The sequence below is a fragment of the Chryseobacterium sp. ERMR1:04 genome (assembly GCF_001297705.1).
Lineage (GTDB): Bacteria > Bacteroidota > Bacteroidia > Flavobacteriales > Weeksellaceae > Chryseobacterium.
This window is the reverse complement of record NZ_LIRF01000005.1, coordinates 177,770-199,193: the sequence shown is the minus strand read 5'-3', so window position 1 is coordinate 199,193 and position 21,424 is coordinate 177,770. Positions and strand designations below refer to the sequence as shown.

At 33.3% G+C, this 21,424-nt stretch carries 21 protein-coding genes; 15 read left to right on the top strand and 6 right to left on the bottom strand.

What is annotated here, in order from left to right; all coding sequences use genetic code 11:
* Positions 1-69 precede the first annotated feature (69 nt).
* Positions 70-297, bottom strand: a complete 228-nt coding sequence (locus AMQ68_RS11410; RefSeq protein ID WP_054510765.1) for a hypothetical protein — start codon at positions 295-297, stop codon at positions 70-72.
* 88 nt (positions 298-385) lie between these two features.
* Positions 386-2,545: a glycoside hydrolase family 97 protein gene (locus tag AMQ68_RS11405; protein ID WP_054510764.1), complete on the bottom strand. Its 2,160-nt coding sequence runs from the start codon at positions 2,543-2,545 to the stop codon at positions 386-388.
* 358 nt (positions 2,546-2,903) lie between these two features.
* Here AMQ68_RS11405 and AMQ68_RS11400 point away from each other — a divergent pair, with 358 nt between their 5' ends.
* From AMQ68_RS11400 to AMQ68_RS24910, 13 genes are all read left to right on the top strand, one after another.
* On the top strand, positions 2,904-3,299 hold the full coding sequence (locus AMQ68_RS11400; RefSeq protein ID WP_054510763.1) for a hypothetical protein: 396 nt from the start codon (positions 2,904-2,906) through the stop codon (positions 3,297-3,299).
* A 36-nt stretch (positions 3,300-3,335) separates the two neighbouring features.
* A complete protein-coding gene (locus AMQ68_RS11395; protein WP_123905698.1) occupies positions 3,336-5,273 on the top strand; it encodes a type VI secretion system Vgr family protein in 1,938 nt (645 codons plus the stop codon).
* A gap of 2 nt (positions 5,274-5,275) precedes the next feature.
* Positions 5,276-6,532, top strand: coding sequence for a hypothetical protein (locus tag AMQ68_RS11390; protein ID WP_054510761.1), 1,257 nt, complete (start codon positions 5,276-5,278; stop codon positions 6,530-6,532).
* Positions 6,499-6,828 carry a hypothetical protein gene (locus tag AMQ68_RS11385; protein ID WP_054510760.1) on the top strand — a complete coding sequence of 110 codons (330 nt, stop codon included), beginning with the start codon at positions 6,499-6,501 and terminating at the stop codon, positions 6,826-6,828. The genes AMQ68_RS11390 and AMQ68_RS11385 overlap by 34 nt, the downstream gene beginning before the upstream one ends.
* A complete protein-coding gene (locus tag AMQ68_RS11380; RefSeq protein WP_054510759.1) occupies positions 6,825-7,148 on the top strand; it encodes a hypothetical protein in 324 nt (107 codons plus the stop codon). Before AMQ68_RS11385 ends, AMQ68_RS11380 begins: the two co-directional genes overlap by 4 nt.
* Positions 7,149-7,328: 180 nt before the next feature.
* A complete protein-coding gene (locus tag AMQ68_RS11375; protein WP_054510758.1) occupies positions 7,329-7,790 on the top strand; it encodes a hypothetical protein in 462 nt (153 codons plus the stop codon).
* Positions 7,787-8,134 (top strand): hypothetical protein, encoded by a 348-nt coding sequence (locus AMQ68_RS11370; protein ID WP_054510757.1) that lies wholly within the window; start codon positions 7,787-7,789, stop codon positions 8,132-8,134. Before AMQ68_RS11375 ends, AMQ68_RS11370 begins: the two co-directional genes overlap by 4 nt.
* Before the next feature lie 79 nt (positions 8,135-8,213).
* Entirely contained in the window at positions 8,214-8,609 is a 396-nt protein-coding gene (locus tag AMQ68_RS11365; RefSeq protein ID WP_054510756.1) for a hypothetical protein, read from the top strand.
* The gene (locus AMQ68_RS11360; RefSeq protein WP_054510755.1) at positions 8,606-8,806 is read left to right on the top strand and encodes a hypothetical protein; all 201 of its coding nucleotides are present in this window, start codon (positions 8,606-8,608) and stop codon (positions 8,804-8,806) included. Before AMQ68_RS11365 ends, AMQ68_RS11360 begins: the two co-directional genes overlap by 4 nt.
* An 812-nt stretch (positions 8,807-9,618) precedes the next feature.
* Positions 9,619-10,470, top strand: coding sequence for a carboxypeptidase-like regulatory domain-containing protein (locus AMQ68_RS11355; RefSeq protein WP_123905676.1), 852 nt, complete (start codon positions 9,619-9,621; stop codon positions 10,468-10,470).
* Between the two features lie 273 nt (positions 10,471-10,743).
* Positions 10,744-11,367, top strand: a complete 624-nt coding sequence (locus AMQ68_RS11350) for a hypothetical protein (protein WP_144423941.1) — start codon at positions 10,744-10,746, stop codon at positions 11,365-11,367.
* A 649-nt stretch (positions 11,368-12,016) separates the two neighbouring features.
* Positions 12,017-14,053: a methionine--tRNA ligase gene (gene metG, locus AMQ68_RS11345; RefSeq protein WP_054510752.1), complete on the top strand. Its 2,037-nt coding sequence runs from the start codon at positions 12,017-12,019 to the stop codon at positions 14,051-14,053.
* Between the two features lie 62 nt (positions 14,054-14,115).
* Positions 14,116-14,535 carry a hypothetical protein gene (locus AMQ68_RS24910; protein ID WP_054510751.1) on the top strand — a complete coding sequence of 140 codons (420 nt, stop codon included), beginning with the start codon at positions 14,116-14,118 and terminating at the stop codon, positions 14,533-14,535.
* A gap of 595 nt (positions 14,536-15,130) precedes the next feature.
* Here the strand turns inward: AMQ68_RS24910 and AMQ68_RS11330 are convergent.
* From AMQ68_RS11330 to AMQ68_RS11320, 3 genes are all read right to left on the bottom strand, one after another.
* The gene (locus AMQ68_RS11330) at positions 15,131-15,835 is read right to left on the bottom strand and encodes a bifunctional 2-polyprenyl-6-hydroxyphenol methylase/3-demethylubiquinol 3-O-methyltransferase UbiG (RefSeq protein WP_054510749.1); all 705 of its coding nucleotides are present in this window, start codon (positions 15,833-15,835) and stop codon (positions 15,131-15,133) included.
* Positions 15,836-15,937: 102 nt separating this feature from the next.
* Positions 15,938-16,483 carry a hypothetical protein gene (locus tag AMQ68_RS11325; RefSeq protein WP_054511106.1) on the bottom strand — a complete coding sequence of 182 codons (546 nt, stop codon included), beginning with the start codon at positions 16,481-16,483 and terminating at the stop codon, positions 15,938-15,940.
* 92 nt (positions 16,484-16,575) lie between these two features.
* A complete protein-coding gene (locus tag AMQ68_RS11320; protein WP_054510748.1) occupies positions 16,576-17,013 on the bottom strand; it encodes a hypothetical protein in 438 nt (145 codons plus the stop codon).
* Positions 17,014-17,195: 182 nt separating this feature from the next.
* On the opposite strand from AMQ68_RS11320, the gene AMQ68_RS11310 reads away from it, so the two are divergent.
* Positions 17,196-18,338: a VWA domain-containing protein gene (locus tag AMQ68_RS11310; protein ID WP_054510746.1), complete on the top strand. Its 1,143-nt coding sequence runs from the start codon at positions 17,196-17,198 to the stop codon at positions 18,336-18,338.
* Between the two features lie 171 nt (positions 18,339-18,509).
* The gene (locus AMQ68_RS11305; protein ID WP_054510745.1) at positions 18,510-19,964 is read left to right on the top strand and encodes a sigma 54-interacting transcriptional regulator; all 1,455 of its coding nucleotides are present in this window, start codon (positions 18,510-18,512) and stop codon (positions 19,962-19,964) included.
* Positions 19,965-20,573: 609 nt separating this feature from the next.
* Here the strand turns inward: AMQ68_RS11305 and AMQ68_RS11300 are convergent.
* Complete coding sequence (locus tag AMQ68_RS11300) at positions 20,574-21,386, bottom strand: siderophore-interacting protein (protein WP_054510744.1); 813 nt, start codon at positions 21,384-21,386, stop codon at positions 20,574-20,576.
* Positions 21,387-21,424: the final 38 nt, after the last annotated feature.

Here is a 21,424-nt window from a genome sequence, read left to right as displayed (position 1 = left end):
TCTATCAATAAATAAAGTTCTTCGTTATTTAACTAACGAAGAACTAAAGTTTTAAAAAATCAGTAATTTTTAGGCTCTCAAGAACGTATCATGTGCTCTGTCATAAGCTGCGGAAGCTCCCGTAACTGCTACAACACCACAATCTGATATTCCTATCCCTGTTCCAGGATTAGTAATTCCGATACCTCCGAAAATCGCCTTATAAAGATCTACATTTTCTTTTTCAGAATTCTGAATTGATTTTTTTAGAATCTCTTTTTGTTCAAGATTACTTGTGATTTTAAATTTCTTTTTCATAAAGATGAGTTAAATGGGTTATTAATCTACTTATCTCACCAAATATAGAAAAATAAATTCACAACAAAAAACATTTTTAATTAAAAAATTACTTAACAATTTTCTTAATTGTTATCGAAAAACCGCCACTTCTCACCATTTTAAAATTGATTTTTGATTTACTTGTAATCTGCTTTTTATAGATGTTATAACTTTGAGGATTGTTGATGTAATCTGCATCTTTTCCATCTTCATAGATCGTAGCTTCATACTTTTGTCCTTTATTCAGGAAAGAAAAATCTACGGTATAATCCCGCTTATTTTCATCGGTAATCCCTCCTACAAACCAGTCTTCTGTTCCTTTAGCCTTTCTTGCCGTGATCACATAATCTCCAGGTTCTGCAGATAAAATTTTCGTATCATCCCAATCTGCTGCTACCTCTTTGATAAACTGGAAGGCATCCATATGTTTTTTGTAGTTTTCGGGTAAGTCGGCAGCCATTTGAAGCGGCATATACATCGTAACATACAACGCCAATTGTTTCGCCAACGTTGTCTTTACGAAACGTTTATCTCCGGGGAAATAATAATCTAGTTTAGTTTGGAAAATTCCCGGAGTGTAATCCATAGAACCTCCCATCCATCTTGTAAAAGGAAGAATCGTCTGATGATCCGGATTATTCCCTGCGAATGCTTCATATTCTGTTCCACGCGCTGCTTCTGCAGAAACATAGTTCGGATACGTTCGGCTTTCTCCCGTAGGACGCACTGATTCGTGAGAATTGACCATGATCTTATACTCATTGGCTTTCTCCGCAATTCTATAGAAATGATTGATCGTCCATTGAGAATAATGATGCTCTCCCCTTGGAATAATATCACCAACATATCCTGTTTTTACGGCATCATAGCCATATTTATTCATCAGCTGAAATGCTTTGTCAGACCATCTTTCATAGTTCGTTGCAGAACCTGAAGTTTCGTGGTGCATGATCAATTTTATCCCTTTAGAATGCGCATATTCATTCAACATTTTAATATCAAAATCTGGGTAAGGGGTAATAAAATCAAAAACATATTCTTTCGAATGTCCGAACCAATCTTCCCAACCGATATTCCAACCTTCGATCAATAATCCCTGAAAGCCATTTTCTGCCGCAAAGTCGATGTATTCCTTAACTTTCGTGTTGTTTGCTGCATGTTTTCCGTTGGGTGTTAACTTCGAAAAATCTGTTGTATCTAAATGAACATTTTCTGCGGTAGAATATGCCCACTGAGATTTCCCGATAATCATTTCCCACCAAACACCCATATATTTTGTAGGATGGATGTAAGAGGTATCGGTATATTTTGTAGGCTCATTTAGATTAAAGATCATTTTTGAATCCATCACTTCTTCCGCTTTTGGCGAAACAATGATTGTTCTCCAAGGCGTAACAGACGGCGTCTGAATATATCCTTTTGCGCCTTGCCTATCTGGGGTAAGATGCGTTTTAAATTTAAAATTCTGATCATCAACTTCCAAATGAGAAGCCGGATAGTCTAATACAGCCGCTTCCGCAACATTTACATATAAAGGATCTTTCCCTTCTTTTTTCAGCATTAAAGGAGACTGAACTGCATTTTTAATTAACGTCTGGGAAGCATTTGTTTCAAAAGCTTTCCCCCATCTGTTCGGAATTTCAGAAATCTTTGTTTCCTGATATTGGTATTCCTGAGAATCATAATCTGCCACCATCCACCATGCTTTCATATCTGTAGGAAAATCAAATTCTGTATCTTCTTCTCTGATCACGAAATAGTTCAGATTTTTCTGCTGTGGAAATTCATATCTAAATCCTAATCCGTCATTAAACAACCTGAATTTCAATACCATATTTCTTTCTGTGGAAGTTTGATGAAGCGTTAACGCCAATTCATTATAATGATTGATATAATTTTTCTTTTCTCCAAGCACAGGTTGCCAGGTTTCGTCTTTAGAATCTCTTTTTTCATCTGTCTTTGTGAAACCATTATTCAGATCAAATTTTGCATCTTCAGACTTTGCAATTTCTGAGGCAAATTGTATAGAATTGTCTTTAAATAACCTCAACCCTAATTTAGAATCTTCCACTACAACAACTCCATTATATTTCAGGTTGTAATAAGGAATACCTCCTTTTAGTTGAAAATTCATTTCAAATTTACCATCAGGCGACTGTAAAGATTGTGCATGCAAACCTCCAAACATCATAGAAAGCAGAACTGCTCCCATTGTAATTTTCTTCATAATGACTAATTATAAGCTTTAAAAATAAGGAAAGTGGTTCGGTAAAGCAACTCTTTGTCCTATAAATTCAACATTACCGGCTCTTAATTCCACTATTTTTTTATATTTTAAACACAATAGCTTATATAAAATTCACTTTTAAAATCATTTTACTATATATTATTTTTGAAGAAATATATTCTGTATTTTAAAGAACTCCTCCAACCAAAGAAATTAATATACAAGAGGCTTTGCACGAAATTTCTCTATTAATATTTTACTTCTAAAACTCCATAAACCTCTCATTTTTAGATATTTCATATTGTTTATTTGAAAAATATTTTCTATATTTGAATTAGAAACACATACAAAAACACAAATGATCTATCAAATTCACCAAATTTCCGGGGATTACATTGCCGGATCCGTAATAGACACCATACAAGATTGCCAATGGATTGTTGTAGCCGACATTCCGCGACAGATGATAAAGCACAACAGATTTGAACCTCAACACATTGCTCTTATCAGTGGAGATTCAGATGAAAGTTTCAGTACAGATTTTGAAAAGTTCTGGACTGAGCATATGGCCAAATGTCTCAGAAACTGGTTGATCAGGGAACATCCTGAAAAACTCTATTCCTACCAAAATCAGCCTGTAATCATCGATAACAATTGTGAGAAAACCTACTTTCCCCATGAGAAACCTGAACAAATAGATCTCCCTCAACACCTATTTTTCAAGAACTCTAATTCATGTTTTCCCAATACCTAAAATATTAAAAATACAAAACACAACTATATGAAAAAAATGACCAACCCAGAATCCGACTTTTTCGAATCTAACAGACCTAAAGCTCCTAATAATGCGGATAGCATTGCTGAAAACAGTATCTCAGGAATCAACCGAATGGTGGAACTTGAAGTATATGCGAACGGAAAACCTGTTAAACATTTCAAACATTTTAAATTAACCCAAAGTGCCGTCAAACATCATGAATTTGAAATCATTCTAGCGCATGACAGCCTTGAAAACCGACAAACTCACAATCTACAGGATGCCAATAAATTATTAGGCAAACGCTTCACGGCAACTTTCAAATATAAAGGAGTAGATAAAAGTCCGGACCGATCTTTTGTAGGCGTTATTACTTCAGTGGGGTTCAGTCAGGATAAAATGAGTTTGGGAGACATTGTTCTTAAAGGATACAGTCCAACCATTTTATTAGATGGAGCTCCTCACACCCAAAGCTTTGGAGGAAACCTACCTGTCAATATGGGAATTATCGCCAATGAAGTCATCAAACAAGGACTCGAAGGCTACAACTATGATTTTAGTATTGACACCAATGATAGCTCACAGATTCTCTACAGCAGCCAGTACGACGAAACCCATTATAATTATTTGGCAAGAATGGCTGAGGCTTATGGAGAACAGTTCTTTTACGATGGCTATGTTTTACATTTTGGAAAACTTCCCCAATCCAGCCCTCCCATTAAATTAATCTATGGCAGCAATGTAAGTGATGTTAAAGTTGAACTGAATGTAGCCCACACCAAACCTCAATTTTACGGGTATAATAGCAGCAAGAATGAAAAACTGACTTCAGGGGAAACTCCTGTAAAACATTTGGGAGATCTGGCCAGAACAGCTTATGAGAATAACGACAGCATTTATAAAACTCCTGCTTTAAAACTCGCTCCTCTAAAAGCAGCCACCCACCTTGATGTAGAATATTCTCAGAAAAGTGCGGCGGGAAGTAAAGGGGTGGATGTATTTACCACTTCAGGTTCCACCACAAAACCATTTCTCTATCCGGGATGTGTGGCAGACATTTCCATGCGTGAGCAAGACTCTAATAAAACCAAGCATTTTACTACTTTAATGATCACAGAAGCAACCCATGAAGTAGATGCCAGAGGATATTATACCGGAACTTTTGAAGGGATTGCCGAAGGGACAGGCTTCATGCCTACCCCAGATTTTGTAATTCCGGCTGCTCAACCTCAAATTGCAACTGTTATCTCCAATACCGACCCTAGCGGACAAGGAAGAGTGAGCGTACGATTCGATTGGCAGTTGAATGACACCACCGATTTCATTCGAGTGATGAGTCCCGATGCAGGAGGAACAGATCAGATTAATCAAAACCGTGGCTATGTTGCGATTCCCGAAGTAGGCGATCAGGTGATGGTTAATTTCCAACACGGGCATCCCGACAGACCTTTTGTGATGGGAGGAATGTTTCATGGTGGCACAGGTTTAGGCGGTGGAATCAATAATAAAGTAAAGTCGATTCAGACAAGAAGCGGACATAAAGTGGTCTTTACGGAAGACGAAAGTATTATTATCTCCGACAAGAGTGGAAACGAGATCTATCTGGATACCGTCGGAAAAAGTATGAATATTACGGCTCCGGAAACTATTACTATTACCGCAAAAAATATTAATATCAATGCTTCTGAAAACATGAATACCACGGTAGGCATGAACAAATCTGACAATATCGGAATGAACCATGCAGAAAGCGTAGGTGCCATGAAAACAACTTCTGTTATTGGAGATGCCAGCATGTTTATCACCGGAAAGCTTACAGAAATGATAGAAGGTGAGGTACATAGTGAGACCAAGCAGGACAGAAATGAAATATCTCATGAAGATATGGAACTAAGCTCTAATAAAAGCATTAACAAAAATGCACAGTTGGAAGTAAAAAATAATAGTGGAGAAAAAAGTAAAAATCATTAGCCATGTCCAGAATAAGAATTGTAAAAGGAAAATATGTAAAAATTACTCATGGAGACCATAATATGTCTACTGAGGGACATATTACTTCCAATGCCGCTGTTGAAGTTCGAGAAACAGGAAATGAAAATGGAGTAATGTATAATAACTTTGAGAGAAAAGGAAGTGAGGTAAATAATGACTTTGAAATCAGGCTTTCATTAAAAAGAGACAAGGCCTACTCTACTATGGTTCCTTTTGGTATCCTAGATTTTAAAGGTAATTATGAAAATGCTCATTTTGTTTTCGACTATTCTCTCATGTTAGGCAATATAGACTCTTTAGATTTTAAAATTCTAAATGAAGATGGCAGTACATTATATGCTGTGAAAAATTTACCTGAAGTAGTCGTTCCATCACGAAAAATACCTTTATTAGCACAAGATCTGATGAAAAAGAAGCCCAAAAATGATCCTTTACAACCTAAAAAAGCATGGGATTGGAAAAGCGTTTTTGATCCTTATAATATTATGTCGGGTGACTATACAAAAATAGGCTCGTATGTAATCTTTTGGGATGGTTTTGATAATAATGAAATCTATGACAGTACTAAGTTTGATAATAAAAAACTAAAAGCCGTGATTGTTGCTAAAAAAAACGGTAAAGAAAAAACCAAAGAAGTAGAGTTTACGACAAATTATAGCGAAGTAAATTGGGTAGATGTAAAGATTGATAAAAAAAATAAAAGAATAGATACAACTTTACGTGTAAATTTGAAAGATGGTGGAGAAGAAGGTCTAAAATGTACAACCTATAAAGAATCTCAATACACAATAGCCGGAGAGGATAACCCATTTAAAAATGAAAAACTGATGATTTGTGATTGGGATAAGATCCCTAAAAAAGATTTAATATCCGCAAAGCCTCCTATTACGAAAAGAACGAGAAGCTTTACAGATTTGGAAGAACTGGCTTTAGAAGGATTGGCCTATCATTGGGGAAGAAATAAAAATCATGCGGTTGCAAAAGGTGTAAAAATTATCAGTGATTCTTATGAGTTTTTTATGAATGCTCTAAATATGGTCGAAAAAACTATGGATTATGTAATGTTAACATATAATACAAACGGAAACTGGATGCGTTCAGGTAATCCAGGATCACTCACAATAAATCCGATTTCTTGGATTGGTAATACTTTCTCTAGAAAAGCAATTTGTTATAATGTAGGATATATAGAATATTCTAATGGATGGGAATTTTCAGACGAAAAAAAGAGGATTTAGATTTTAAAGATACATCTGCTCACGAAATTGGACACGAAATACTAAAATTTTATGGAGGCACTGAATATTCATATGGACACAAAGGTAGTTCTGAAGTATATTCATTTGATCAACATATAAAAGATAATGCCCAAAAATTTCCATTAGACGTAAATACTGAAATAGACCTTATGCCTTATTTTAGAGATAACAAGTATGGTAATGAACATTACCAACCTAATTATTTTAGAAGAAGAGTAGCTTCAGAAAAAGACGTTTTAAGTTTATTATGGTTAACAAAAATTGACGTACGATGAAAAATTTCATTTATTTATTTATCAGCCTTTCAATTTATTCATGTAGTGAATCAAATTACAAAGGGTATGTTTATGAATTTGATAATGAAATCCCTTTAGAAAATGTTACAGTATATGATTCTATAAACAAAATAAAAGTATTTACTAATAAAAATGGCTATTTTGAAATTAAAAAAAATGACAAAAAAGTAAAAGAATTAATTTTTATAAAAGAAGCTTGTATTAAAAGAAAAATTAAGACAATATCAATACAAAATGGAGAACTTATGAGAGAATACTTCAAAGGAGACACTATTTATTTAAAGTGTAAAGATCAATAAATAAAATATAGAACACGAACTTATAAGGACTTAGAAAAACTTCCAATAGAAGGATTAAATTATCATTGGGGAAGAAATAAAAATCATGCTGTTGCAAAAGATTTAAAGATCATTAGAGAATCTTATGAATTTTATTTAAATTCTATACAAAGCAATAAGAATACAATAGGAACAATAGAATTGGTATATAATACAAATGGGAATTGGATACGATCTGGTAACCCCGGATCTATAAAAGATCCTTTAACGATTGGGGGAAACATCTTTTCAATACAAGCTATATGTTACAATATCGGTTATATTTATTCATTAGAATGGTATGAGTTTTATAAAAAAAATAATTGGAGATATAGAGATGAATCTAATGAAGATATTGAGTTTAAAGAGACTTCTGCCCATGAAATAGGCCATGAAATAATAAAAAAATACGGTGGACCAATTTATTCTTACGGTCACAAGGAAACTGTAAATCCCGTTTTTCAATATGAAAATTCAAATGCAATTCCTTATCCAAAAACGGGTGAAATTGATCTAATGCCTTATTATACAGATTGGTTAGATTATAGTGACAGGAAGAGGATTGTAGTATCAGAAAAGGATGTTCTAGGATTAATTTGGTTAACTAAAGTTAGTGTAAAATGAGAAAAATAGTCTTTATATCAATTATTTTATTATTTCTAAGCTGTTCTAAATCATCAGATTTTTATAGTGGATATATATATGATAAAACTTCAAATAAACCTCTCAATCAAGTGTATATAAAAGAAAACTTTAAAACTAATTATAAATCAACATCAAGTGACAAAAATGGCTTTTTTAAAATCAACAATGATACTGAATCCCTAGGAGATCTTATTTTTATTCTCAAAAGCTACAAAACAGATACTGTCGTTACTGTATGGTCACAGCATGGAGAAAACATAAAATATAGATTTGTGGGGGGAAATAATGATACTTTATATATGAGTAGAATATATTCAAGATAAAAAAGGAATAATAGCACCAAATCTAATTTATTTTACAAACTCTGAAAATACAAATTTCAATCGTTCCCATAATCTGGAATTGCATAGAGAATTATATTATAAAGTTGGCTATACATACTATCCAGATTCAAAAAATGATATAACTAAAGGTTGGCATTATCGAAAAAGTGACATAGCAGATTTAACTTTCAAAGATACATCTGCTCATGAATTAGGACATGAAATATTAAAATCTTATAGTGGAACCGAATATTCTTATGGACACAAAGGTAGTTCTGAAGTATATTCATTTGATCAACATACAAAAAATGATGCTCTGGAATTACCAATGAATGGCGAAATCGATTTAATGCCCTATTACAATAGTAATGTTTTAGGAGATGAACATAAACAACCCAATTATTTCCTAAGACGTATAGCAGCTGAAAAAGATGTATTAAGCTTATTATGGTTAACAAAAATTGAAATATTATGAAATTATTACTGTTATTTATTATAATATTATTTACGGGCTGTAAATCAAAACATTATGAAGGATATATATATGATGGTATTACTAAAAAGCCAATATTAGGAGTGCAAATTTTAGATTTATCCACTGATTTTAAAACTATTACAGATAAAAAAGGACATTTTAAAATACAAAAAACAATAACATTTCTTCTACTTTAGTTTTTCAAAAAGATTTATATCACACAGATACTATCTCTTCTATCCAAATTCAAAATGGAGAAAGGCAAAAAGAATTATTTAAAGGAGATATTATATACATGTTAAAAAAGAAAGATAGAGATTCTATTTTTAAAATAAATAATCTGTAAAGTTTATTTATGGAATGGAATTTAACACCAGATGAATTCATAGATTCAATATATATAGTTCGTACTCATCCCGAAAGAGGTGCAAGTTATTGCTTCGTAGAAGGGATAAAAGATACAGTTTTCATAGATATGAAACTAAAAAAAATAATTCGACAATAAAATGAATTTTAAAAATTCACTTTTGTTATGTCCTCTTCTTTTAATAAGTTGTAAAAATAATATTTATTTTCATGAAGGATAATTATAGTGAAAGGAAGAGGATTGCAGTATCTGAAAAGGATGTTCTCGGATTAATTTGATTAAGTAAAATGAGAAAAATAGTCTTTACATCAATTATTTTATTATCTCTGAGCTGTTCTAAATCATCAGATTTTTATAGCGGATATATATATGATAAAACTTCAAATAAACCTCTCAATCAAGTGTATATAAAAGAAAACTTTAAAACTAATTATAAATCAACATAAAGTGATAAAAATGGCTTTTTTAAAATCAATAATGATACTGAATCCCTAGGAGATCTTATTTTTATTCTCAAAAACTACAAAACAGATACTGTTGTTACTGTATGGTCACAGAATGATGAAAAAATAAAATATAGATTTGTGGGAAAAAATTATGATAGTTTATATATGAGTAGAATATATTCAAGATGAAAAAGGAATGATAGCATCAAATCTAATTTATTTTATAAACGTTAATCGTTCCCATAACTGGGAATTGCATAGAGAATTATATTATAAAGTTGGCTATACATACTATCCAGATTCAAAAAATGATATAACTAAAGGTTGGCATTATCGAAAAAGTGACATAGCAGATTTGATTTTCAAGGAAACTTCGGCTCATGAAATTGGTCATCAACTCTTATTAGAATTTGGAGACAGAAATCACAGTTATACCCATAAGGGTACTTCTGGTCCCACTTGGATACAACAAGATCCATTACCAGAAACTAAATATGGTAATGCTAAAATTGATTTAATGAAATATGCTGAAGGAAGCAATCCTGTTGATTATTTTAAAAGAGTTATTTTATCTAAAGAAGATTCTTTAGGATTGATATGGTTAAGCAAATTAAAAATAATAGGTATTTTATGTATTATAGGACTTCTCTGCTCTTGCCGTTTTAAAGATCCTAAACAAATAGATAAAGGAGAATTCACAGATTATTTTAACGGTATTGTATTGGATGAACAACACAAACCAATTGAAAATGTAAAGGTTACAATGTACGTTGTAAATCAAGATAACGGAAGTATAGATAAAGAGAAAGCAACTTTAGATACATTTACCGATAAGAATGGATATTTTAGAATCAGTGATAAAACAATTGATTCTTTACATATTAAAACTGAAACAAGAAAATTATTTTTTGATAAAACAGGTTATAAATTAGATAGTGCCTCTACAAATATAGGAAGTTCAGGGTACAGACCACAGTATGATTCTTTTGATGGACTATTTTTTATTTTTAAGGTTCCTGACACAATTACATTACATAAGAATAAATAATTTCCTAACGTAGTTCAACAGAAGATATCCTATTTTAAGTTTTATGCGAAACCATCGCTTTTCATAATTTTCGTCTTTTGACCGTGAAGCATTCTCTTCGAATAAGTACCTAAGTCTAAAATATATCAAGTTCTAGATAAAAGATCTAAAATTAGCAAAATGAAGATTATCTTATTCATTCTCTCCTTTACACTAATCTTTTCATGCAATGGAGAAGAAAAAAAGACGATAAAAAATATTAAAGGCTCAACTACCATAAATCAAAATAATAAAATGAGAGAAAAATTTGATTTTGAAGTTTATAAAAAAACAAAATATGGGGCCAAACACTATGTTCTTCCGAATAAAAACACAATCATTGGTATGGCAGCTCCAAATCCTGAATATCTAATAGCAAAAGCGAAAGCCATACAAAGTGGACATAACAATCCTCCAATGGAAGGAGATGGAAGTGGTTCTCAAGATGAACGTCTTCCTAAGCCTTCTTTTGAAACTATTTATAAGGAATTTAATGTAGACGGGTATATTACCATAAAAGAGCATTACATCGGTGGGCGTACTAAGGTAGGCATCTCCGAATATTATGATGAAAGCGGAAATCTAAAAAAAATAGATGAGGATATGAAATTCGGAAAAGTAAAGCCAATAGATGCTCTACGTTTCTTAGAAGAAAAGAATATTCTTAATCTGAAAACAGGAGAAGCTAAACAAACAAGTTCGGGATTTGATAATTTTGAATTATGGTTTGATATTACAAAAGGAAAAAAACAATTTATTATTAAGATACTAGAAGGCAAGCCTTACAATGGTCCTTATGGAATAGGAGAACCTCCCGCAGCCTCACCAATTTATTATTATATGGACAGTGATACAGGTGAAATAATTTCCGAAAAATAGAAAATTAATAAATTCTATAAAGTGAATAAACGAGATCATATTTATAGTCAGGAAAATGTTTTAATGGACATCTTTTCTATTTGAAAAAATAAAATATTGATAATTCTCAATTAGTCAATATCATCTTAATAATCAAAACTCAAACACATGAATAAATACATTAACAAAAGAATTTTCATTATTTCGATTATTTTATTTGGGTTTTGCGCTTATGGTCAAATTTTTATTGAGAATCATAGATCTTGCTTAGGTAATCCAAAGATGTTACCAACCTTATTTGTTGGAATCCCTCTTATATTCATAGGTTTATTGGTAGATGCAGTAATAACATTTTTTAAAAAACAAAATAGAAAATACATCATATACCCTTTCATTTGTTACTTCATTATTTCCTTTTTAATTATTATTTTATTTAGAGACTCTTAAGCTATTTATTTTAAAATAATCATTTGGGATCTTTAGTATTGAAACCGTTAAAATGATTTTATAAATTGATAGACAGCTCAACGGAATCTGTTTTACTACACACCAACTTAATGAACGCTAAAATAATACGCATCATCTCATCGTAAAACTTTAACTTTAAACGTAGACTAACAGCAGTTTTCGGGAGATAATTCTTATCTTTGCAGATAAAATTTTACTATAAATGTCAAACAGAAAGATGATTACGGCAGCTTTGCCTTATGCAAACGGACCGGTTCATATAGGACATTTGGCAGGTGTTTATATTCCTGCGGATGTTTACGCAAGATTTCAGAGAAGATCAGGAAAAGATGTAGCGTTTATCTGTGGTTCAGATGAACACGGAATTCCTATCACCATCAGAGCAAAAAAAGAAGGAGTTACTCCACAAGATATTGTAGACAAATACCACGAGATCATCAAAAAATCGTTCTCAGATCTTGGGATTTCTTTTGATGAATACTCCAGAACAACTTCTAAAAATCATCATGACACGAGTCAGGATTTCTTTAAAGTTCTTTACGAAAAAGGGAAATTTACAGAAGAAGTTTCTGAGCAGTATTTTGACGAACAGGCTAATGAATTTTTAGCTGACCGATATATCGTTGGAACTTGCCCTAATTGTGGAAACGAAAATGCGTACGGAGATCAGTGCGAAAAATGTGGTTCTACCCTTTCTCCATCAGAATTGATTAATCCAAAATCAATGCTAAGCGGAAATGTTCCGATTCTTAAAGAAACAAAAAACTGGTATCTTCCTTTAAACGAATATGAAGATTTCCTTAATGAATGGATTATTGAAGGTCATAAAGACGATTGGAAACCTAACGTTTACGGACAAGTTAAATCTTGGTTAAACGATGGGTTAAAACCTCGTGCGATGACCAGAGATCTAAACTGGGGAGTTCCTGTTCCACTTCCAAATGCAGACGGAAAAGTATTATACGTTTGGTTTGATGCTCCTATTGGATATATTTCTTTCACGAAAGAATGGGCTGCGAAAAACGGAAAAGACTGGAAAGATTACTGGCAAAACGAAAACAGTGATTTAGTTCACTTTATCGGAAAAGACAATATTGTATTCCACTGTATTATTTTCCCTGCGATGATGAAGGCTCACGGAGATTACATTATGCCAACCAATGTTCCGGCTTTTGAATTCCTGAATCTTGAAAACGATAAAATTTCAACCTCAAGAAACTGGGCAGTTTGGGCACACGAATATGTTCAGGATTTCCCTGGACAGCAAGATGTATTAAGATATGCTTTGCTTTCTTCTGCTCCTGAAACAAAGGATAATAATTTTACTTGGAAAGATTTCCAGACTAAAAACAATTCGGAATTAGTAGGAATTTTTGGAAACTTTATCAACAGAGTTGCCGTTCTTATTCATAAATATTATGATGGTGTCATTCCTCAAGGTGATGTAAATGCTCCTGAATTACAGGAAATCAATAAATCGGCAAAAGAAATTTCAGGATTCCTAGAAAATTACGAATTCAGAAATTCTTTAACTGCTTTAATGAATTTAGCACGTTTCGGAAATCAGTACCTTCAAGCAGAAGAGCCTTGGAAAACCATTAAAGACAATCCTGAAAAAGCGGCACAATCTTTATTTGTGGGAGCTCAGATTGCCGTTGCTTTGGCTCAATTATGTGAACCATTTATGCCATTCAGTTCTGAGAAATTATTGAATATGTTCAACGTTGAAAAATCAAACTGGAATGATGTTGAAACTAAAAATGTTTTAATTGAAACAGGACATAAAATCAACGAATCATCTCTTCTTTTCTCAAAAATTGAAGACGATGTTATTGAAGCTCAAATTCAAAAATTAGAAGACACAAAACAAAACAATAAAAAAACAAACCTTAACGCAAATCCTATGAAAGAGGAAATAACTTTTGATGATTTCACGAAAATCGATTTAAGAACAGCTACTATTATTGAAGCTGAAAAAGTTGAGAAAGCTGATAAATTATTAAAATTGACTGTTGATACCGGTGTTGACGTAAGAACAGTAGTTTCAGGAATTGCAGAAAGTTTCACTCCGGAAGAAGTGACTGGAAAGCAGGTAATGATCTTATTAAACCTTGCTCCAAGAAAAATCAGAGGAATTGAATCTCAGGGAATGTTATTATTAACAACAAAACCAGACGGTAAGTTATCTTTTGTAACACCTGATGATACTCAAGTAGAAAACGGTATTGAGATTGGATAAATTCTAATGTAAACTATACATAAAATGGGCATTTTCATGCCCATTTTTTTATTACAACTATTATGGTCAACAGAAATGTTTTACGGAAACTCTCCACTAGCGAATTAGAAAAATATGTAAAAGAAGGAAACCGTTTTACTCCCGAAGCTGTTCAAATGGCTTTTGAGGTTCTTGAGGAAAGAGGACGAACTTTTACTGACGAAGAAAAAATAAATATTCAGAATATCATCCGAAATAAAAAAGAGGCTGAAGAAGAAAAAAAGAACGAAGAAATTGAAGATTGGAAAGATCATATTACAACAGATTCATCTGCTGTGAGATTGTATTCAAGAGCATTACTTTTAAGTTCAAGTATGTTTTTGGGAACTTTTTATGGTGCTTTTTTGTTAAGCCTAAATTTTATAAAACTAAAAAAATACGCTTCAGCAGTCTTTACCTTTTTGTTCGGAATTATCTATATTCCTTTTCAATATTTTACTTAGAAATTTTTAATGGAAAATGGGTTTTCAAACTCTTCGAGATATAGTCCCGAAATTCTTCCTGTAATTTTAGGCCCATTAATTTTAATTATAATCTGGGTTCTCATGATGCCTAAAAGACTTGAATACAGAGCTCAATCATTCATTTTCCCTGTAATTCTTGCAATTGCTATGCTCACATTAATTTTCATCAATTATCAGGGATTATTTTCAAGTTATTTTTTATTGAGATTTACTAAATTATAATATATATTCTACAATACATTTCTAATGTTGAAACTAAATAACCTTCAATACTTAAAAATAAGAAAGACGCATAAATTTATGCGTCTTTTTTGTTTTTATCTGTCATTGCGAGGAGTGAAACGACGAAGCAATCTCGTTTGTTTTATTCTGCTTTTTCTGAATTTATTATCCCGCTAGTTTGTCATTCCGTAGGAATCTAAACACGAATCTTTCAAAACTCATTTCTAATAAATTTGCTTAGATCCTTCCAGGATGACAAACACTTTGTTTAGCTCTGTGTATTTTAATAATATTACTTCACATTAGCAGACTCAGTATAAACCACTTCTCTTCTCGCAATGAACAAAACCATTTATTTCTTAGTCAGTTTTGCTAAATAAGCATCTTCATCCTGCATCACTTTTTCAATATGAAAACCATTATTTCCAGCAGCATTTTGCAAAGTATTAAAATCAAGATACAACCATTTTATAGGCTCTTCTGATTCGCCTTTATAATGAACGATATAATCTAACTCTCCGTAATATCCTCCCGCCGGAATTAAAACTCCACCATCATCATCGCGATCAAACATATATAAGATATCAGTGCTGTCGATAAGGATTTGTCCGTTTTCATTCACTAATGAGTGTAACTTTTGAAGGTACTTATCAATGGTCAATAGACTTTCAAAAATTCCCGTTCCATTCATCAATAATAAGATGGTGTCAAAAGTCTGACCCGAAAAATCAAGCATGTTTTCACACACTGCATTTTTGATTCCTCTTAGCGTACAAACCTCAACCGATTTAGGAGAAACATCTAAAGCCAGCACCTCAAGATTCCTTTCATTTTGAAGATACAATGCGTGCGAACCTGCTCCTGCTCCAATATCCAAAATTTTTCCTTGAGATAATTCCAACGCTTTTTGTTCAATTTCATTCATCTCTTCAAAATCTCTGAAAAGATATTCTACAGGAAGTTCATCCAGTTCAGAAATTGAAGTTTCAGTCTGCAGATCTTCAGGATTTTCATTATGAAAATAATCCCAGATTGCTCTACCCATTAAATCTTTCATGCCTTATTTTAATGAGGCAAAGATAAGGGTTTTACGCGGGAAAAATAAAAGACAATATTTTTACTTTGAGGGCTTTTTTACCTTTTGCAGGTAAAATAAAACTTATTTAACCTTTTCTAAAAGATATAATTTAGCGCCAGAAAACGCCAATTTAGGCATCAGATTTCCTTCCAGAACCATTGTTTTATTATTTACATCAATCACGGAAATATAATTATTGGAATTGTATTCTATATAATTTTCCTTTTCTTTCGTGATCGGATTTTTTCCGAATTCTAAAGAATATTTCACCCAGTCTTCTTTCTCAGAACTGCAATGAACGGGTTGAAATTTAGATTTTTTAGCCTTGAAAATAATCTGATCAAAACTATCTGTACATTCTGATGTAAATGAACTTTCAGGATTTTGATCTTTAGTGAAGTCTTCAAAAGAACCACGGTACACTCCTACTACTTTCCAGGTACCGTCCAGACGGTCTTCATCAATTTTTCCGTTGGCTTTACGAACAGCCCAGCTGATTCCGTTAACAGTTCCTTTTACAGCTTTGTAGCTTACATTTACAGCTCCTTTTACCACTTTTGCGGCAGTAGACACTACGCAAGAATTTAATATCAGAGCGGCGGAAACCAGAAATACTATTTTTTTCATCATTGATATGTTTATTGTTTACAAATATAATTAATTAAAATTTTCATTACTGTTATATTTTACATCTCTCACTCATCAAACAATTGAATCGTTTACATCTCAAGCCATTTATTTTTAATAGCCCAAATATGAGTATCTTTAATCAATTCTTCTCCATATTCTACAATGCCAGGAACTTTGTTTTTATATCTTTTGAGCGTTTCTATCAAAAAATTATAAAAAATTTCGCCCATAATGAGCCGTTGTTCATCTTTGGATAACGGATGATATCTGCCACCTGTAAAAGGACGGATTGTTTCTTCTTCAATTAATAAATCCATTCCCAGTGCATTCTCATCCTTATAAAATCTTCTTTTTGGTTTCCATTCATAGGCTTTAGGAAGACAACGAAAACACACCCATAATTCAAAACTAAGCTTATCCGTATATTTTAAAAGGACATCCTGCTCATAAGTATACAGCTCATCTCCTATTTCACTTACCCTACACCACTTGGCACTCGGAGTATCAGAGGTTAAACCAATTTTCATACTTTAATTTTTCCTTGTATAGCCATCAAATATAGTCTTATTCTTCGAGTGTAGTTCATGGAAAATTTTATGAATGTTATACTCTCATTCTTATCACCATCATTAGTATTTTCTATTTCCCCCACCCTACTCTTGCAAAAATATTTCCATAACTTGTATCTTTTAAACAGCATCAACATCTTATGACAAATAAAGATTTTAATTTTCAAAAAGGATATACTTTCAGTAAACACATTCCGGAAGACATATCGCATTTTGATCGGGTATTTGATGTTTTCAAAGATTTACTGACGCATACTTCCGGGGATATTGAAGAAGCCTTTGAGTGGCTTGATATGTTGGATAAAGAATATACTATTTTCAATGATGAATATTCTCTCGAAGATTTTGAAGCCGACTTAAAAAAACGTGGATACATTAAGGAGGAAGAAGATTCTAAAGACGGCAACTCAGGTTCAGGAAAAGGTAAAAACATCCTAACCGCCAAACTGGAAGCTGCTTTACGTGAATATGCCTTAGATCAAATTTTTGGAAAGCTCAAAAAAAGCGGTGTCGGAAATCATCGCACCACAAAAACAGGCGTTGGTGATGAACGGGATGATGAAAACCGTAATTTCCAATATGGAGATGATCTTTCAACGGTGAATATGACCGAAAGCTTAAAAAACGCTCAGATCAATAACGGGATTTCAGATTTACGACTTACAGAAGACGATCTCATTGTAGAGGAAACCAAGCATAAAGCCCAAATGAGTACTGTTTTAATGATCGACATCAGTCACTCCATGATTTTATATGGTGAAGATCGTATCACGCCTGCCAAAAAAGTAGCGATGGCATTGGTGGAACTCATCAAACGAAAATACCCCAAAGATTCCATTGATATTATTGTTTTTGGAAACGAAGCATGGCCCATCAAAATCAAAGATTTACCCTACTTACAAGTCGGTCCCTATCATACCAACACTGTTGCCGGGTTGGAATTGGCAATGGATATTCTTCGCAGAAAAAGAAATACCAATAAGCAGATCTTTATGATCACCGATGGAAAACCAAGTTGTATTAAGCTTCCCACCGGAGAATTTTATATGAATAGCGTAGGCTTAGATGAAAGGATTGTCAACCAATGTTTAAACAAAGCAGCAGAAGCTAGAAAACTTAAAATTCCGATCACCACATTCATGATTGCGCAAGATCCTTATCTTCGTCAGTTTGTGAATGCATTTACTGCTCAAAATCAAGGGAAAGCATTCTTAACGGGTCTCTCCGGTTTGGGAGAAATGATTTTTGAAGATTACGAAAAAAACAGAATAAAGAGAATTTAAATAAAGGCTGGATTTGGGAAACTTAAGGCTTGAAGTTAACACAACGAACCACGAAGTGGTTCAACAACAATAGCCTCGGGTACAACCCGTGGACACAAAAAGACAGACATCAAACGTTAAATATCAACCATTAAACCTTTCTCCATCCCATTAGAAATAATAAAAAAGAAAATGAAAAACGATATTACATTCAAAGAATTAAAAAAATCAGGATACCAAGATAAAACGATTAATGAAGAAATTCAGGCCAACTTAATTGCAAAGATTAAAGCCAAAGAACCCGTATTTGAAGGACTTTGGGGCTATGAAGATTCGGTAGTTCCCCAATTGAAAAAAGCGATTCTTGCAGGGCATCACATTAATTTATTAGGTTTACGTGGACAGGCAAAAACAAGAATTGCAAGAAGCATGGTAAGCCTTCTTGATGAATATATGCCGATCGTAAAAGGTTCTGAAATCAATGATAGTCCGTTTAAACCCATTTCAAAATATGCCAGAGATCTTATCGCCGAACATGGTGATGCAACTCCTATTTCATGGGTACACCGCTCCAACCGTTTCTTTGAAAAACTGGCGACTCCTGATGTAAATGTTGCGGATTTAATTGGTGACATCGATCCTATTAAAGCAGCAACGTTAAAACTTCCTTATTCAGATGAACGTGTTTTACATTACGGAATGATTCCCCGTGCCAACCGTTCTATATTTGTATTGAATGAATTACCCGATTTACAGGCTAGAATTCAGGTTTCTTTGTTTAATATTTTACAGGAAGGTGATATTCAGATTCGTGGATTTCAATTGAGAATGCCTCTTGATATTCAGTTTGTATTTACCGCAAATCCGGAAGATTATACCAATCGTGGAAGCATTGTCACGCCATTGAAAGACAGAATTGGCTCACAAATTTTCACTCATTACCCCAAAACAATTGCTTTGGCCCGACAAATTACAGAACAGGAAGCTGCCATTTCAACTCAAGATAAATCACAAATCCAGATCCCTAATTTAGCAAAAGATCTTTTAGAGCAGGTTGCTTTTGTAGCGCGTGACAGCGAATATGTAGATGCGAAAAGTGGCGTAAGTGCAAGACTTACCATCAGTGCGATGGAAAATTTAGTCGCTGCAGCCAAATTGCGTTTAATTGAATCAGATGCTGAAAAAACGACTGTTCGTCTGCTTGACTTTTTATCGATTATTCCATCTATTACAGGAAAAATTGAATTGGTATATGAAGGTGAACAGGAAGGTGCAGATTATGTAGCAAAAATATTGATTGACAAAGCGGTCATGATACAATTTGAAAATATCTTCCCCCGTATCTCTAAACTGGAAAAAGACGGGATAAAAAACCCGTACACCGACTTAATTAAATGGTTTAACAAAAACCACCTTGAACTTAATTACACCGATACTGATGAAGAATTCTACAGCAAACTCAACAGCATCAAGCCTTTGGTAGAAGTTGTTGAGGAAAATACTTCAGAATTAAGTATCGAAGATCAAAACTTCTGCAAAGAATTAGTTTTATGGGCTTTAACCATCAGTAAAAAATTAGATAAAGCTGAAAATCAAAATACTTTCACGTTTGATTCTACAGGAATTGGACAGTTTTTAAGAAATTAAAATTCAGTTTTTTGAAATTGATTATTAAAATTAATCCCTTGAATTATTTTCAAGGGATTTTACGTTGTATTACAATAAAAAATATTTTACCTACTGACAAATTGAAACATTATTTTTCTAAGTAATAAGACAAACCTAACAGGTTTTTGAAACCTGTTAGGTTTACAAGCACAAGTAAGAGTTGATAAGGGTTACGAATAAGTAACTTTTCTTCTTTTGCCTTGGAATATTTCGCGAAACTGTCATTCTGAATGGAACGCAGTGAAGTGAAGAATCTCTAATCTTTTTTTGAATTTATGTGTTGAGATCCTTTCAGGATGACAAACTTTATGGTGATAATGAATGTTGAGAAAAACAACAAAAGCCCTAGCCCTGATAAAAACGGTTACCCCACAGCAAGAAAAAGGAACGCTGGAGGATTCGAGCGTTGGCTGGGTGCCGGCGCGAGGAGTATGAGTGGATAGCAGGATAAAGCTCCCAAAATAAGTAATGAATATTTGTGAATGCAAACCAATTTTCCATTACGCTACGCTCCCCTTCAGAATAACATAACACAATACCGTCAAATGAAAAACCTGAACATAAAAGCTCAGGTTTTCTATCTTTATCCTACTCAACAATCTCTTTTTCCTTCTGCCTATCCGCCTGAGATTCATTTTCTGCAACTCCGGCTTTCCAGTAAGAATAGGCGTATAATTCCTGTTGTGTCCAGCTTTTTTCTTTTCTCAAATAAGAACGGATTTCTTTTACACTTGAAAATTCTGCCGCCACATATCCGAATTTTGATGTTTCAGGAATTTTTATGGTTTTTACCACTTGAGCCAACTCACTTTTCACATGAGGTTCAGAATTATGAATCCAGATAAATGTAATATCCGCTTTTGTTTCCAGCACTTGTTCATCTCCCTTTCCATGAACTTCGATGATACACACTCCTTTTGCGGTTTCGGGAAGCGTTTCCAAAATTGCACTCAATACAGGAATTGCTGTTCCGTCACCAATTAAAAAGTACCAATCTGCCTGAGGATAAAGTTCTTTTCCTTCAGCGCGCATCATCACGCCTAATTTAGAACCCACTTCTGCTTCTCTCACCCATCTTGAGGCTGGTCCGCCATCGCCATGATCTACAAAGTCGATGAAAATTTCATTTTTCTCGATATCAATTCCACGATGCGTATACGTTCTTACGCTTGGTGCTACTTCTTTTGACGGATGAATCCATTGATGGTTCACACCTAACGTCGGGAAATGGATTTCATTCAATCCTTTTGGAGGAACTGCAATTTTATTGTTATCTCCAATGGTTGTATTTTTAAACTGTTGAACATCCGGAGAATATAAATACACTCTGATATAGTGTTCTGTGATATATTCTTTTCTTGTTACCTCAGCAACAATCTGCCCTATTGAATTTGTAGCCATAACTGAAAGTTTTTTTAAATTAATAAACCGACTTCTTT

Bases quoted from the DNA above. Each gene is read 5' to 3' on its own strand.
- AMQ68_RS11410 (WP_054510765.1), bottom strand. From the start codon at position 297: ATGAAAAAGAAATTTAAAATCACAAGTAATCTTGAACAAAAAGAGATT.
- AMQ68_RS11405 (WP_054510764.1), bottom strand. From the start codon at position 2,545: ATGAAGAAAATTACAATGGGAGCAGTTCTGCTTTCTATGATGTTTGGA.
- AMQ68_RS11400 (WP_054510763.1), top strand. From the start codon at position 2,904: ATGATCTATCAAATTCACCAAATTTCCGGGGATTACATTGCCGGATCC.
- AMQ68_RS11395 (WP_123905698.1), top strand. From the start codon at position 3,336: ATGACCAACCCAGAATCCGACTTTTTCGAATCTAACAGACCTAAAGCT.
- AMQ68_RS11390 (WP_054510761.1), top strand. From the start codon at position 5,276: ATGTCCAGAATAAGAATTGTAAAAGGAAAATATGTAAAAATTACTCAT.
- AMQ68_RS11385 (WP_054510760.1), top strand. From the start codon at position 6,499: ATGGGAATTTTCAGACGAAAAAAAGAGGATTTAGATTTTAAAGATACA.
- AMQ68_RS11380 (WP_054510759.1), top strand. From the start codon at position 6,825: ATGAAAAATTTCATTTATTTATTTATCAGCCTTTCAATTTATTCATGT.
- AMQ68_RS11370 (WP_054510757.1), top strand. From the start codon at position 7,787: ATGAGAAAAATAGTCTTTATATCAATTATTTTATTATTTCTAAGCTGT.
- AMQ68_RS11360 (WP_054510755.1), top strand. From the start codon at position 8,606: ATGAAATTATTACTGTTATTTATTATAATATTATTTACGGGCTGTAAA.
- AMQ68_RS11355 (WP_123905676.1), top strand. From the start codon at position 9,619: ATGATAGCATCAAATCTAATTTATTTTATAAACGTTAATCGTTCCCAT.
- AMQ68_RS11350 (WP_144423941.1), top strand. From the start codon at position 10,744: ATGAGAGAAAAATTTGATTTTGAAGTTTATAAAAAAACAAAATATGGG.
- metG (WP_054510752.1), top strand. From the start codon at position 12,017: ATGTCAAACAGAAAGATGATTACGGCAGCTTTGCCTTATGCAAACGGA.
- AMQ68_RS24910 (WP_054510751.1), top strand. From the start codon at position 14,116: ATGGTCAACAGAAATGTTTTACGGAAACTCTCCACTAGCGAATTAGAA.
- AMQ68_RS11330 (WP_054510749.1), bottom strand. From the start codon at position 15,835: ATGAAAGATTTAATGGGTAGAGCAATCTGGGATTATTTTCATAATGAA.
- AMQ68_RS11325 (WP_054511106.1), bottom strand. From the start codon at position 16,483: ATGAAAAAAATAGTATTTCTGGTTTCCGCCGCTCTGATATTAAATTCT.
- AMQ68_RS11320 (WP_054510748.1), bottom strand. From the start codon at position 17,013: ATGAAAATTGGTTTAACCTCTGATACTCCGAGTGCCAAGTGGTGTAGG.
- AMQ68_RS11310 (WP_054510746.1), top strand. From the start codon at position 17,196: ATGACAAATAAAGATTTTAATTTTCAAAAAGGATATACTTTCAGTAAA.
- AMQ68_RS11305 (WP_054510745.1), top strand. From the start codon at position 18,510: ATGAAAAACGATATTACATTCAAAGAATTAAAAAAATCAGGATACCAA.
- AMQ68_RS11300 (WP_054510744.1), bottom strand. From the start codon at position 21,386: ATGGCTACAAATTCAATAGGGCAGATTGTTGCTGAGGTAACAAGAAAA.